The organism is Nonomuraea sp. B1E8 (assembly GCF_039871515.1).
Taxonomy (GTDB): Bacteria; Actinomycetota; Actinomycetes; order Streptosporangiales; family Streptosporangiaceae; genus Nonomuraea.
The window spans coordinates 170,343-183,180 of record NZ_JBDPLS010000013.1 but is presented as its reverse complement, the minus strand read 5'-3'; the positions used below and the strand labels follow the sequence as shown (position 1 = coordinate 183,180).

The following is a 12,838-nucleotide window of genomic DNA, read 5'->3' as shown; positions in this document are numbered from 1 at the left end:
GGTCTCCACTGGTCACGCTGGGACTCCTCCTGCTGCTGGTGGCGACCATGCTCACCATTGGCCTACAGGTGGTGGCGATGCTGACCGCTCGCCTTGGAAAGGACTTCGCCCGATGAACACCGCTTTGCCCGTGGCCGTTATCGGCGCCGGCCCCGTGGGCCTGGCCGCCGCAGCCCACCTGAATGAACGCGGCCTGCCCTTCGCCGTCCTGGAAGCCGGGCCCGTCGCCGGTTCCTCGGTGCGCCAGTGGGGGCATGTGCGCATGTTCAGCCCATGGCGTTACAACACCGACGCCGCCGCGGTGCGCCTGCTGCGCGCCTCCGGCTGGACGCCGCCCGACCCCGAGACGCTGCCCACCGGCCATGACCTCGTCTCCGCCTACCTCGAGCCGCTGGCCGGCCACCCCTCGATCGCTCCGCACGTCCGCTACGGGGCGCGCGTGTCAGCGATCAGCCGCGTACACGTCGATCGGCTCCGTACGGCGGGCCGCGAGAACGCGCCGTTCGTCGTACGGCTGGAGGACGACAGCGAGATCCACGGCGCGGGCGGTGATCGACGCCTCCGGCACCTGGGCCACACCGAACGTGCTCGGCGCCAACGGGCTGCCCGCCCACGGTGAGCGCCAGGCGGCCGACTGGATCTGCCATGCCCTGCCCGACGTGCTCGGCGCCGACCGTGACCGCTTCGCCGGCCGCCACACGATCGTGGTCGGAGCCGGGCACTCGGCCGCCACCACGCTCCTCACGCTCGCCGACCTGGCCGAGCAGGCGCCAGGCACCCGCATCACCTGGGCCATCCGCTCCGACGCGCCGGACCGCGCCTACGGCGGCGGCGAAGCGGACGCCCTGCCCGCCCGCGGCTCCCTCGGCTCGGGCCTGCGCCTGCTCGCCGACAAGGGCCTGGTCGACATGGTGGCGGGTTTCAAGGTCAACGCCGTCCGCGTCCTGACCGACGGCGCCGTCGAGCTCCGCTCCCGACAGCCCGCAGGCTCCGATCGCACCCTCAGGGCCGATCACGTCGTGGCCGCCACCGGCTACCGGCCGGACCACTCCATCGCCGCCGAACTGCGGCTCGACCTCGACCCCATCCTCGGCACCACCCGCCTGCTCGCCCCGCTGATCGACCCCAACGACCACTCCTGCGGCACCGTACGCCCCCACGGCGTGGACGAGCTGGCCCACCCCGAGCCCGGCTACTACGCCATCGGGATGAAGAGCTACGGCCGCGCCCCCACCTTCCTGCTGGCCACCGGTCATGAGCAGGCCCGTTCCGTCATCGCCGCGCTCGACGGCGACTGGGCAGCGGCGCGAGAGGTCCAGCTCGACCTGCCCGAGACCGGAGTCTGCTCGATCACCCTGGCCGTGCGCGCCATCACCGACGACTTCGGCCTGCCGCCCGACACCCCCGCCAAGCTCATGGCCGCCACCACCCGCCACCTCGCCCAGCACACCAACCCCGCCGACGCGGTCATGGCCGCAGCCCACGAACTGGGCGTCGAACCGGCCGCCGCCCTCAAGCTCGCCGCCCTGGCCGGGTAAGGCCGCCCACCCTCACAACGCTCGGCCGCCGCTCAGCCCATCGTCAGGGCTGGGCGGGCCGCCCCGCGTTCCAACGCGCCGGCATGCGGCGTGGCGACATCGTCGGCTTGAACCGAGCCGGTGAATCGGCCGGGTCCGCTCGGTGATCAGCAGCAGTGCTGGAGATAGGCCTGCAGGTTGGACAGGGCAGAGGCGACGGTCTCCTTATCGGCCCGGTACAGAACGACCTTGCCTTCTTTGCGGGAGGTGAGGATGCCGCCCCTTTTCAGCTCGGCGAGTTGCTCGGAGGCCCGGGGCTGACCGATTCCGGCGAGCTGGGACACCTGGTTCACCGACAGCTCCGCGCCCCGGGCGAACAGCAGCATGATGCGCTGCCGGGTCGGGCTGGCCAGTGCCTTGAGGAAGCCGTGCACGGCAGGGCTGAGCTCGACCGGCTCTTCCTGCGCGTCGGGCGCTGTTGTGTCGGACGCTGTTGTGTCGGGCGCTGCGCAGGCACGCCTACCGGCGTCCGGGCCGGCGGTCGTGGTCGAGGTTTGCGGCATGGGTCCTCCCTTCCCGGGACATTCAATCAGTATATCTATATTTTGACATATCTCTAATCACAGATATATATTCCAGGACATGACCACACCAACCGATCCAGTCGTCATCGTCGGAGCCGGGCAGTCCGGCCTGGCCGCAGCGCGTGCCGTGCGTGATGCGGGTATGCGGCCCCTCGTCCTGGAGGCCGGCGATCGCCCCTCGGGTTCCTGGCCGGGCTACTACGACAGCCTCACGTTGTTCTCTCCCGCCCGCTACAGCGCGATGCCCGGCTTCCCCTTCCCGGGCGATCCCGATCGCTATCCGACGCGCGACGAGGTCGCCGACTACCTGGAGAGCTACGCCGCCCACCTCGGCGTGGAGATCCGCACCGGGACACGGGTCAGCGACGTCGAATCCCGTGGCCGGGGGTTCGTCGTCCGGACCGCCGACGGCCAGGCCATTCCTGCCGCCGGGATCGTTGCCGCCAGCGGCTCCTTCGGCACGCCGTACCGGCCCGTCCTGCCAGGCCAGGAGGACTTCACCGGAGAGATCCTGCATGTGGCGCAGTACCGCGACCCCAAGCGGTACGCCGGCCAGAGAGTCGTCGTCGTAGGAGGCGGCAACTCGGGCGTCCAGGTGGCCTACGAGCTGGCCGAGGTCGCTTCGGTGACCATCGCGACCCTGCAGCCGATCTCCTTCATGCAGCAGCGGATCGGCGGGCAGGATCTGCATCACTGGCTCGAGACCAGCGGCTTCGACCTGCTGTCCGGCTCATGGCTCGGGCACCTCCTGCCCGGCCCGCTCGTGCTCGACACCGGCGACTACCACGATGCCTTGGAGTCGAGCCGGTTCGACCGGCAGCCGATGTTCACCACATTCGACGGCGACGGGGTCGTCTGGCCGGATGGGAGGCGGGAGAAGGTCGACGTAGCCCTGTTCGCCACCGGCTACCGGCCCGATCTCGGCTACCTGCGCTCACTGGGAGCTCTGGACGCCGAAGGGTTGCCCGCACACGTTCACGGGATCTCCACCACCCACGTCGGGCTGGTCTACCTGGGGCTGGAGTTCCAGCGCTCGTTCTCCTCCAACACCGTGCGCGGGGTGAGCCGCGACGCCGACTACGTCGCCGGTCAGCTCGCCGCCTACATCCGCGATGCGGCCGGCACCATCGGACTCTGATGGAAGGTACGCGATGTGTGCTCTGTCGACCGTCCTGTCCAACAGGCCGGGCAGGTCTTCGCAGAGCCGGCCTGCTGCCCCTGGCGGCATTCGGCGAGCGCGCCCGCGCTCTCGCCGGGGGCCCGCCGAATCTGGGCCCCCGGCCGGCCGCCACCTCGCACGTTGCGGCCTTGCCGCGATGAGACATGAGCCGGTCGCATGACGGGTGTGCAGCGTGGACTGCGACGCGCCCTGATCGCGCTGTGCGTCACCCAGATCACCGGGTGGGGCGTGCTGTACTACGCCTTCCCGGTGATGGTGAGCACGGTGAGCGCCGACACCGGCTGGTCGGCCGCCGCCTCGATGGGCGCCTTCTCCCTCGGCGCCGTCGTGTCAGCCGTGGCCGGGATCGTCGTCGGGAGGCTCATCGACGTCCGCGGGCCCCGGCAGGTCATGACGGCCGGATCGGTGGTGGGCGTCGTATCCGTACTGGCGATCGCGGCGGCTCCGAGCCTGCCGGCCTTCTACGCCGCCTGGGCGCTGTCGGGCGTGGCCCAGGCCGCGGTGCTCTACCCTCCGGCGTTCGCGGCGCTGACCTCGTGGTACGGCCCGCACCGGTTGCGGGCACTGACCACGCTGACCCTGGTGGGGGGTCTGGCCAGCACGGTGTTCGCCCCGCTGACGGCGTACCTGCTGGACTTCATGAGCTGGCGGGGTGTTCTCCTGCTGCTCGCCGTGCTTCTGGGAGCCGTCACCATTCCGCTGCACGCGCTGGCACTGACGCCGCCTTGGCCCGGGGTGAGCCGCGTCGCGCACCGGCAGGACCCCTACCCGGCGACCGTTGCGCGCAGCCGTGCCTTCATCATGCTCACCGCGGCCATGTCGGCGGCCGCGCTGGGCATGTTCGCGGCCACGGTCAACCTCGTGCCACTCCTGACATGGCGGGGGATGGACACCCATCTGGCCGCCGTCACCCTGGGCCTGTGCGGCGCGGGACAACTGCTCGGGAGGCTGGGCTACGGGGCTCTGTCGGCCCGGGTCGGATCACGGCCGCGTACGGTCGGACTGCTCGCCGCCGCTGCCGTGTCCGTGCTCGCGCTCGGGCTCCTTCCCGGCCCCACGGCGCTGCTGATCGTGGTCTCAGTGCTGGCGGGGGCGATCCGCGGACTGTTCACCCTTCTGCAGGCCACTGCGGTGGCCGACAGGTGGGGAACCCGGGCGTTCGGCCGCATCAACGGTGTGTTCACCGCACCCGTCACCGCTGCGACCGCGCTGGCGCCGGGGGCGGGAGCGTTGCTGACCGAGGTGATGGGCGGTTACGTCGCCTCCTATGGCGTCCTCGCCGGCTTCGTACTGCTCGGAACGCTGGCTGCGGGCATGGCCGGGACCGGCCGCCTTCCGGCCGTCGGCTCCGACGTCGAGCGCAGCTGCGCCAGTTGATCCTCGGAGAATAGTTGAGTCGGCCCTCCGGCGGGGGCGCTGAGCTGGGCCTGCCGGGCGGGCGGCGCAGGAAGGCCGTGGAGGTCAGGCGCCGAGCGGGCCGTGCGCCCGCGCCGACAGGTCCTGCCAGTCGGTCCAGGTCTTGAGCCGGTCCGCGTACGCCTGCTGGATCATGGGGTAGAAGTCGTGGCCGAACAGCACGCGCAGGGGCGGGTCGTCGGTGTCGGCGAGGGTGAGCAGCGCCTGGGCGGCGGCGGCCGGGTCGCCCGTGGGCTGCTGCGCGGTGGCACCGAGACGCCGGCGCAGCTCGTCGTAGGCCGGGTCCATCTGCGCCATGTGGCCGTAGTCGAGAGGGTCGTTGCCGTCCCGGGTGGCGAAGGCGTCCGGCTCGATGATGGTCACCTTGACGCCGAACGCGGCGACCTCGCCGGCGAGAGCCTCGTTGAGGCCCTCCAGCGCCCACTTGGAGGCGTGGTAGGCGCCGACGAGCGGCATGGCGACGATCCCGGCCACCGAGGAGAGCTGGATGATGTGCCCGGAGCGCTGCTCGCGCAGGTGGGGCAGGGCGGCCTGGATCACCCACACCGCGCCGAACAGGTTGGTCTCCATCTGGTCGCGCAGCTCCTGCTCGCTCAGCTCCTCGACCGCGCCGACCTGGGTGAAGCCGGCGTTGTTCACGATGACGTCCAGGCGGCCGAAGTGCTCCTTGGCCTGCTTCACGCTGTCGAAGACGGCCGGCTTGTCGGTCACGTCCAGCTCCAGCGGCAGCAGCGCGTCGCCGTAGGCGGTGACCAGGTCGTCCAGGCTCGCCCTGATGCGGGCGGTCGCGGCGACCCGGTCGCCGCGGGACAGGGCGGCCTCGACGAAATTACGGCCGAGCCCGCGCGACGAGCCGGTGATGAACCAGACCTTGCTCATGATGTCCTTCCGTTCCCGCCCCTGCCGCGGTAGTCGTGCGGCGGTCACCGCGCGCCAGGCCGGGCGATCACTGCTGGAGATGTGTGCCGCGCGGAACGTTCGCGCGGCGTCCTGACCAAACATGAGGCGCCGGCGGCCCTTTCCCCGTGACAGCGCCGCCGTGTGACATGCGCCACGATCACGGATGTCACACGGCGGTGAGGCGCGGCGGCTTTCGACACGCCCGCGCGGACCAGCGCACCCGACAGATCGCGCGGACTGCCGAGCACGCGCAGGTCCAGACGTTCCTTTCCGGGTTGCGCGGGCCTCGGCCCGTTGAGCGCCGCTCCTGACGGGCGGGTCGGATCACGCTGTTTCGGCGCTGAGTGCCCGGGCCACGGGGCGGCGCGCCGCCAGGCGTGCGGGCAGGGCGGTGAGTGCCGCCGTTGCGAGGAGGGTGGCGAGTACGGCGGCGAGCAGCCAGGAGGAGGGAGGGTCCACCGCGTTCCTGGCGGCGAAGAGCGAGAGCAGGCCGGTGCCCAGGGGGATGCCGATGATGGCGCCGGGCAGGCCGGGCAGGAGTTGGGCGGCGGACAGCCCGGCGGAGATCTGTGCCGGGGTGGCGCCGAGCGTGCGGGCGACGGCCATGGTCGCTCGGGCTTCCATGGCGGTGGTCCAGGTGAAGGTGATGGTGTTCGCGACGGCGAGGGCGATCAGCAGGATGGTGACGGCGAGCATCAGCAGGCGGTCGTGTTCGCCCCGCAGGTTGGGCAGGACGGCGGAGCCGTTGAGGCCGTAGCCTCTTTCGGGCTGGGCGTGGAGGGTCAGCAGGGCGACGACCCCGATCACCGTGGTGGCGGTGGAGCATGCCTGCAGCACGGCGCGGCCGGGCCGGCGGGCGGTCAGCCGCAGCCCGAGCAGGAGCGGCGTGGGCAGCAGTGCCGACAGCGAGGTGAGCCGGGGCCGGTGACGGGGCTGGTGGGCGGTGGCGGTCAGCGCCGTGACGGTCGCCGTGCGCAGGGCACGCAGTGTGGGGCGCAGTGTGGACAGGACGGCCACGGCCACGGCGAGGACGGTCGCCGTGGCCACGGTGGCGCCGCTCGGCCCGGCCGCCTCGCCGATCCGGCTGGCGGTGGGGCTGGCGATGACGGGCGCGGCCAGGCGGGCGATCAGCAGCCCCAGTGCGTCGCCGGCCAGCGCCAGTGCGAGGTATTCGGTGAGCAGGACGGCGGCGATCAGGGCCGGTGCGGCGCCGACGGCCTTGAGCAGCCCGGCCCGGCGCGTCTGCTGGACGGCGCGTCCCGTGGCGAGCGTGGTCACTCCGGTGATGGCCAGGAAGCTGAGCAGCCAGCTTCCGACGACGAGGATCGGCTGGCTGTTCTTGAGCAGGCCCATGTCCGCTGCGGCGGTGAACTGCCAGGAGTGGAGGTTGATGGGTGTGGCGGGGTCGCGGTGGGCGTCGCGGAAGGCTTCGGTGGCGGTGGGGTCGCGCAGTTTGAGGTCCATGGCCGTGGTGACCGGGAGGTCGCGGGACGACGCCAGGGTGCGGGCGTCTTGTCGGGTCATCCAGGCCAGGCCGCTGTAGTCGCTACCGCCGCCGCCCGGGCCGATCTGCGCTGCTCCGGGGTAGATGGAGGTGGCCGCGGTCACGGCGATCCCGACGACGGGGTAGGACCGGCCGGCGATGGTGACGTGGTCGCCGACGCCGGCGCCCAGGGCGGTGGCGAAGCCGCGTTCGAGGACTGTGCCGCCGGAGCGTACCCACTGGCCGGAGGTCACCAGGGGCCGGTTGACGGGGCCGGGTTTGTCGGCGAAGCCGTGCACCACGACGCGGGACGGCGTGGCATCGCGCGTGGTGAGGTCGGCGTAGACGATGCGGTAGGGGCCGTGGTGGGCGATCACGCCGGGAGCGCTCGCGAGCGAGGTCAGGGCCGAGGTCACGGCGGGGCCGGTGGCGCCGGAGAGGGCCACGACGTCGGGCCCGGCGGTGGCCGTGCGGGTCTGCTCGTACAGCGTGTCGCTCACGCCGCGCATGGACAGGCCGAGAGCCATCGTGGCGGTGGCCACGGTTACGGCGAGCAGGAGCATCGCGGCCTGGGCCCGGTGCCTGCGCAGGTCGGCGAGCACCAGGCGCAGGACGAGCACGAGGGCACCCATGACGTTCAGCCCTCCAGCCCGATGAGCCCGCCGAGCCCGCGGGGGTGGGAGCCGGCCAGCCGGGTGTCGTCGACGAACATCCCGTCGCGCATCGTGACGAGCCGGTCCGCCGTGGCCGCCACCCGCTCGTCGTGCGTGACGATGAGGAAGGTCTGCCCGGCGGAACGCAGTTCCTGGAAGATCCTCAGCACGTCGAGGGTCGCGGCGGTGTCGAGGTTGCCGGTCGGTTCGTCGGCCAGGACGACCAGCGGGTCGTTGACCAGGGCGCGGGCGACGGCGATCCGCTGGCGTTGCCCGCCCGACAGCTGCGAGGGCAGGTGCCGGGAGCGCGCGGCGAGCCCGACCCGTTCCAGCAGCAGGCCGGCGCGCCGCCTGGCCTGGCGGCGCGAGCGTCCGGCGAGCAGCGCGGGCAGTTCGACGTTCTCGGCCGCCGACAGCTCCTCCACCAGGTGGAAGGCCTGGAAGATGAAGCCCACCGACCGGCGGCGCATGCGCGCCAGTGCTCGTTCGCTCAGCGTGTCGATGCGCCGCCCGGCCACCCACACCTGCCCGTCGGTTGGCCGTTCGAGGCCGCCCAGCAGGTGCAGCAGTGTGGATTTCCCGCAGCCGCTGGGCCCCATCACCGCGAGTGTCTGTCCCTGAGGTACCTCCAGGTCGACCTCGTCCACCGCGCGGACCCGGCTCTGCCCCTGACCGTGCGTCTTCACCAGGCCGCAGGCCCGGACCGCGGCACTCGACATGTTCATCCGTCCTCGACTTCGTCATCGACCGTGGACCAGGCCCGCTCGCAGGCGTCCAGCCAGCGCAGGTCGGCCTGCAGGCGCAGCACGACCCCTTCCAGCAGCAGGCCGGCGCCCGACCCCGCCGGTTCGGCCAGCGCCGCCTGTTGCGCCTCACGCAGCCGGCGCAGCAGCTCGCGGCGCTGCGCCGCCACCAGCTCCACCGGGTCGGCGAGCCGGGCCGCCGCGGCGGCGGCGAGCTTGAGATGGAACTCCGCCAGGTCGGGTTTCGGCCAGCCCACCTCGGCCAGCCAGGCGGCCACCCGCTGCTGCCCGGCCGGCGTCAGCGCGTAGATCTTGCGCTCCGGCCGCTCCGGCAGGCCGTCCGCCCGCTCGCAGACCACGAGTCCGGCTCGCTCCAGCCGGTTCAGCGTCACGTAGATCTGGCCGCGGTTCATCGACTCGCCCAGCGGGCCGAGACTGCGCCGCAGCCGAGCGTGCAGGTGGTATCCGTGCGACGGCTCCTTGGCGAGCATCGCCAGCACTGCGTCCTGCATGTCACCTCCCTAACGGTTGGCTAATAGATAGCGGTTATCCATAGGAGGTGTCAAAGCGCCGCGTCCGGCTGGGCATAGTGTTGGCGGCATGGCATTGCGACCGGTTCAGGTGAACATCAAGGCTCGGGACGACTCGGCGCTCGGCCGGTTCTGGGCGCGGGCGCTCGGCTGGCGCGTTTCCAGCGAGGCACCCGGCGTGACGAACCTCGAACCCAAGGGCTTCGACTGGCCGGACCCCGGCGGCTTCTACATCGATCTCGTCAGGGTCCCGGACCCCGAAACGGTGAAGTACCGCGTGCACGTCGACCTCGCCACCACCTCTGCGGCCCATCAGGCGGAGCTGGTCGCGCGCCTGACGGAACTCGGCGCGACGCCCGCCGACGTGGGCCAGGGCGACGTCCCGTGGACGGTCCTGGCCGACCCGGAGGGCAACGTGTTCTGCGTGCTGGAACCCCGGGAGAGCCACCGGGACACCGGGCCGATCGCCGCGGTGGTGGTCGACTGCGCCGACCCGCGGGCCATGGCCCGGTTCTGGGACGAGGCGACGGACTGGACCCTGCTCGAGGTCACCGACGATCACGCGCTGCTGCGCTCCGCCGAGGGTGCCGGCCCGTATCTGACGTTCCATCGCACGCCCCGCGTGACCGTGTGGAACCGCGTCCATCTCGACCTCCTGCCGGACCGCGGCGGCGACAAGGCGGCGGAGGTGGCCAGGCTGCGGGCTCTCGGCGCGACGCCCGCCGACGTGGGCCAGGGCGACGTCCCGTGGACGGTTCTGGCCGACCCGGAGGGCAACGAGTTCTGCGTCCTCGGCCCGGCCTGACGCGGAGCGGCCGGGCGCGGTCGGCCGTGGGCCGGAAATCCGGATGCGGAAAGCCGGCGGGGTGGTGTGTGATCGGGGGATGACGATCGAGATGGCCGGGCCGGGGGCCGACGGGCTCGGTGACGTGGTGCGGGTGCTGGGGGAGTGGCAGCACGACGGGCAGCCCGTGCAGGTGCATCCGGGGGATGTGGGGTGGTTCTGGCGGTTCGGCGCGGAGCGGACGGCGCGGGCTACGCGGACCTGGAGCCGGGCTGGGGACATTCTGGCGGTCGGGCTGCTCGACGGTGCGGACCTGGTGCGGCTGGCGTTCGCGCCGCAGGCGTGGCAGGACGAGGAACTGGCGCGGCGGGTGGCCGAGGACGTGTCGGCGCCTGAGCGCGGTGTGCTGCCCGAGGGCAAGGTGTACGTCGAGGCGCCGGTGGGCGCGCTGGTCCGTGACGTGCTGTCCGGGGACGGCTGGGAAAGCGGCGAGCCGTGGACGCCGCTCCGGCGTGACCTCGGCCTGCCTGTGCCGGATCCCGGTGTCCGCGTCGAGGTGATCGGGCCGGAACAGGCGCACGAGTGGGCCGCGGTCCTGCGGGCGTCGTTCGACGGGTCGACGTTCACTGGCGAGCGCTGGCACGCGATGGCGGCAGGCGCGCCGTACGCCGGCGCGCGGTGCCTGGCCGTACGCGATGAGCAGGGCGAGGCGGTGGCGGCCGTGACGGTGTGGTCGGCGGGCGAGGGCAGGCCGGGGCTGATCGAGCCGCTGGGGGTGCACCGCGCGCACCGCGGTCACGGTTACGGCCGGGCCATCACGGTCGCCGCGGCGCGCGCGCTCCAGGAGGCGGGCGCGTCCAGCGTGGACGTGTGCACCCCGAGCTCCAACACCGGCGCCGTCGCCACCTACCAGTCGGCCGGCCTCGAGCCGTTGCCCGAGAGGCGTGACCTGTACCGCGACGCGTCAGCATGATGATGCGTTCCGCATCCCGCCGAGCCGGCGGATCGCCTCCAGCGGGTACGGGGTCTGCCTGCTCCGGCGCTGGAACGCGCGGTTGAAGTCGGACATCACCTTGGCGACCGGCGCGTGCCGGACGAGGATGGCCGCGGCCTCCTCGGGGATTCCTGTGGGGCGCTCGCCCTCCGCGTAGGCGCGCACCAGCCTGTAGCGTCCCTCGCTGTCCTCTCTCCGGAGTCCGTACAGAGCGGTGACCAGCCAGTTCATCAGGTAGGCGGCGCTGTAACAGCGGTCGTAGGTCTGGTGCCGGTCGAAGAAGCCGGCCTCGTCCGGCGACAGCTCGAACCCGGAGGCGATGGACAGGCCGTAGTCGGCGAAGTAGAGGCGCCGGCCGTCGGTCAGGATGTTCTCGAAGTGCGCGTCGAAGTGCAGGAGCCCGCGGCTGTTCATGAACGAGACGCCGGCCGCCAGTTCCCTGTCCACCATGGCGCAGGCCTGGCCGGCGGCTCGGCCTCCTGCCTCGACCTGGGCGCCCAGCCACTGGTGCAGGTTCTGCGGGATGTACTCCAGGAACAGCGCGACGCTCGCCGAGGACTCCCGCCGGGCCTGGATCCGGCGGCGTATCTGTGGTCCGCCGCCCCAGTAGGCGACCGCCCGGTCGATGTCGGCCAGTTGTTCGGGCAGGGGCGTGGAGTCCGGCAGCACCCGCCAGTGGTACATCAGGGGGAAGCCCTCGTGTTCCGCCGCCAGCACCCAGTTCGTCGTCATGGTGTGCACGGCGAGCTCCCGCCACGCCCCCCAGCCCGGGCCGCCGATGATGCCGACGCCGTAATGGCTGAAAAGGGGCAGGTCGAAGAGATTCGCTGTGGACCGGACGTGCTCGGGCTGCCTCTCCAGATCGGTCAGGGGAACCCGCTTCACGAAGACCGGGGTTCCGGCGACCTCCAGCAGGGCCGACGTCCCGCCGATGCCGGATCCGATCGGGACGGCCGTGTCCACGAGTTCGCGCAGGGCGCGATCGCTGCGCAGGGCCAGGGCCGTGGAGACGGAACTGTGGGCGGTCAGGCGCGCACCGCGCGACATGTCAGGACACTTTACTGCGGCTTCCACCTGGGTGCCGACCTCGATTCTCGCCATGGCCGCGCAGTCGCGCCGAGCGCGACGGCGCGCGGCTCTGCGGATCGGCCTCCGGAGCGGGCAAGGGGGCGGACAGGATCCGTAGGGGACGACGGACCTGAGCACCCACCCGACTGCACCCTAGTCAAGATCGACGGCCCGGGAGGCCGCGCGGCGGGAAGCACGACGCGTACCCTCGGCGATCTTCCCGACGGCGGCCAGGCGGGCAGTTCAGTGGTGCCGGCGGCGGCGTGCTCGGTGCTCGGCGGCGTCGAGTGCGGGGACGAGCGGTGCGAGCGCGGCGCGCAGCAGATCGGGGAGCGAGCCGGACGGCACGACGAGCCCGCTGGTCGTGACCGGCGCGGCGGCCGTCTGCAGCCACTGCTCGAGTGCCACGCGAACGGCGGCGGCCACGCTCGCCGCGAGCACGCGGGCGGTGTGCGGGCCGGTTTCGGCGAGGCGTCCGGCGATCGCGCCGGTGAGGGGATGTTCGATGGCGGTGGTGGTCGCGACGAACGCGTCGCGCAGCGCGGGCCGGGTGGTGATCAGCAGCAGCGCGTCCCGGCCGGGCTCGCCCGGGTCGGTGTACTGATCCACGATCGCCTCGATGACGGCGTCGGCGAGGCCCACGCCGGCGGGCCGGCCGGCCACGGCCGCCGCGACCCGCGCTTCCCGTTCGCCGGCGACGGCGGCGACGATCGCCTGGTCCCGGCTGGAGAAGTAGTTGTTGTACGTCCTCGGTGAGACGCCGGCCGCCTCGGCGATGTCGTCGACGCGCACGTTGTCCGGTCCGCGCTCGAGCGCCAGCCGCAGGGCCGCAGCGCTCAACGCCTCCCGGGTGGCCTGCTTCTTCTGCTCGCGCAACCCCGTCCGCCGTGTCGTCACGGCCCCAGCATGCCAGCCTTGATGCGTGCGCGCAAATTTGCGTACACGCAAGTTTTCTGCCTAGCCTGGCGTCCCACCCCGGCAAGGAA

At 72.3% G+C, this 12,838-nt stretch carries 13 protein-coding genes; 6 read left to right on the top strand and 7 right to left on the bottom strand.

Annotated elements, in window-relative coordinates; translation table 11 throughout:
- Positions 1–112: 112 nt before the first annotated feature.
- Together ABGA98_RS35595 and ABGA98_RS35590 are read left to right on the top strand one after the other, a co-directional pair.
- On the top strand, positions 113–619 hold the full coding sequence (locus ABGA98_RS35595) for an FAD-dependent oxidoreductase (protein WP_347622823.1): 507 nt from the start codon (positions 113–115) through the stop codon (positions 617–619).
- Entirely contained in the window at positions 549–1,538 is a 990-nt protein-coding gene (locus ABGA98_RS35590; RefSeq protein WP_347622822.1) for a hypothetical protein, read from the top strand. Before ABGA98_RS35595 ends, ABGA98_RS35590 begins: the two co-directional genes overlap by 71 nt.
- 146 nt (positions 1,539–1,684) lie before the next feature.
- Here ABGA98_RS35590 and ABGA98_RS35585 read toward each other — a convergent pair whose 3' ends face one another.
- On the bottom strand, positions 1,685–2,080 hold the full coding sequence (locus tag ABGA98_RS35585) for a metalloregulator ArsR/SmtB family transcription factor (protein ID WP_347622821.1): 396 nt from the start codon (positions 2,078–2,080) through the stop codon (positions 1,685–1,687).
- A gap of 79 nt (positions 2,081–2,159) precedes the next feature.
- Here ABGA98_RS35585 and ABGA98_RS35580 point away from each other — a divergent pair, with 79 nt between their 5' ends.
- Positions 2,160–3,239 carry an NAD(P)/FAD-dependent oxidoreductase gene (locus ABGA98_RS35580; protein WP_347622820.1) on the top strand — a complete coding sequence of 360 codons (1,080 nt, stop codon included), beginning with the start codon at positions 2,160–2,162 and terminating at the stop codon, positions 3,237–3,239.
- 198 nt (positions 3,240–3,437) lie between these two features.
- A complete protein-coding gene (locus tag ABGA98_RS35575) occupies positions 3,438–4,658 on the top strand; it encodes an MFS transporter (protein WP_347622819.1) in 1,221 nt (406 codons plus the stop codon).
- Between the two features lie 84 nt (positions 4,659–4,742).
- Here the strand turns inward: ABGA98_RS35575 and ABGA98_RS35570 are convergent, their stop codons facing one another.
- From ABGA98_RS35570 to ABGA98_RS35555, 4 genes are all read right to left on the bottom strand, one after another.
- Entirely contained in the window at positions 4,743–5,576 is an 834-nt protein-coding gene (locus tag ABGA98_RS35570) for an SDR family NAD(P)-dependent oxidoreductase (protein WP_347622818.1), read from the bottom strand.
- Between the two features lie 345 nt (positions 5,577–5,921).
- A complete protein-coding gene (locus ABGA98_RS35565; RefSeq protein ID WP_347622817.1) occupies positions 5,922–7,712 on the bottom strand; it encodes an FtsX-like permease family protein in 1,791 nt (596 codons plus the stop codon).
- A 5-nt stretch (positions 7,713–7,717) separates the two neighbouring features.
- Complete coding sequence (locus ABGA98_RS35560; protein WP_347622816.1) at positions 7,718–8,458, bottom strand: ABC transporter ATP-binding protein; 741 nt, start codon at positions 8,456–8,458, stop codon at positions 7,718–7,720.
- Positions 8,455–8,988 carry a PadR family transcriptional regulator gene (locus ABGA98_RS35555; protein WP_347622815.1) on the bottom strand — a complete coding sequence of 178 codons (534 nt, stop codon included), beginning with the start codon at positions 8,986–8,988 and terminating at the stop codon, positions 8,455–8,457. The genes ABGA98_RS35560 and ABGA98_RS35555 overlap by 4 nt, the downstream gene beginning before the upstream one ends.
- Positions 8,989–9,076: 88 nt before the next feature.
- Here ABGA98_RS35555 and ABGA98_RS35550 point away from each other — a divergent pair, with 88 nt between their 5' ends.
- Complete coding sequence (locus ABGA98_RS35550) at positions 9,077–9,811, top strand: VOC family protein (RefSeq protein ID WP_347622814.1); 735 nt, start codon at positions 9,077–9,079, stop codon at positions 9,809–9,811.
- A gap of 79 nt (positions 9,812–9,890) precedes the next feature.
- Entirely contained in the window at positions 9,891–10,763 is an 873-nt protein-coding gene (locus tag ABGA98_RS35545; protein WP_347622813.1) for a GNAT family N-acetyltransferase, read from the top strand.
- On the opposite strand, the gene ABGA98_RS35540 is transcribed toward ABGA98_RS35545, so the two are convergent.
- A complete protein-coding gene (locus ABGA98_RS35540) occupies positions 10,755–11,831 on the bottom strand; it encodes a protein kinase family protein (RefSeq protein ID WP_347622812.1) in 1,077 nt (358 codons plus the stop codon). The genes ABGA98_RS35545 and ABGA98_RS35540 overlap by 9 nt on opposite strands.
- 264 nt (positions 11,832–12,095) lie before the next feature.
- A complete protein-coding gene (locus ABGA98_RS35535; RefSeq protein ID WP_347622811.1) occupies positions 12,096–12,749 on the bottom strand; it encodes a TetR/AcrR family transcriptional regulator in 654 nt (217 codons plus the stop codon).
- Positions 12,750–12,838: the final 89 nt, after the last annotated feature.

Excerpts from the sequence above, each read along its gene's own strand:
- ABGA98_RS35545 (WP_347622813.1), top strand. The coding sequence starts at position 9,891 with ATGACGATCGAGATGGCCGGGCCGGGGGCCGACGGGCTCGGTGACGTG.
- ABGA98_RS35585 (WP_347622821.1), bottom strand. The coding sequence starts at position 2,080 with ATGCCGCAAACCTCGACCACGACCGCCGGCCCGGACGCCGGTAGGCGT.
- ABGA98_RS35575 (WP_347622819.1), top strand. The coding sequence starts at position 3,438 with ATGACGGGTGTGCAGCGTGGACTGCGACGCGCCCTGATCGCGCTGTGC.
- ABGA98_RS35550 (WP_347622814.1), top strand. The coding sequence starts at position 9,077 with ATGGCATTGCGACCGGTTCAGGTGAACATCAAGGCTCGGGACGACTCG.
- ABGA98_RS35560 (WP_347622816.1), bottom strand. The coding sequence starts at position 8,458 with ATGAACATGTCGAGTGCCGCGGTCCGGGCCTGCGGCCTGGTGAAGACG.
- ABGA98_RS35565 (WP_347622817.1), bottom strand. The coding sequence starts at position 7,712 with ATGGGTGCCCTCGTGCTCGTCCTGCGCCTGGTGCTCGCCGACCTGCGC.
- ABGA98_RS35555 (WP_347622815.1), bottom strand. The coding sequence starts at position 8,988 with ATGCAGGACGCAGTGCTGGCGATGCTCGCCAAGGAGCCGTCGCACGGA.
- ABGA98_RS35570 (WP_347622818.1), bottom strand. The coding sequence starts at position 5,576 with ATGAGCAAGGTCTGGTTCATCACCGGCTCGTCGCGCGGGCTCGGCCGT.
- ABGA98_RS35540 (WP_347622812.1), bottom strand. The coding sequence starts at position 11,831 with ATGTCGCGCGGTGCGCGCCTGACCGCCCACAGTTCCGTCTCCACGGCC.
- ABGA98_RS35580 (WP_347622820.1), top strand. The coding sequence starts at position 2,160 with ATGACCACACCAACCGATCCAGTCGTCATCGTCGGAGCCGGGCAGTCC.
- ABGA98_RS35595 (WP_347622823.1), top strand. The coding sequence starts at position 113 with ATGAACACCGCTTTGCCCGTGGCCGTTATCGGCGCCGGCCCCGTGGGC.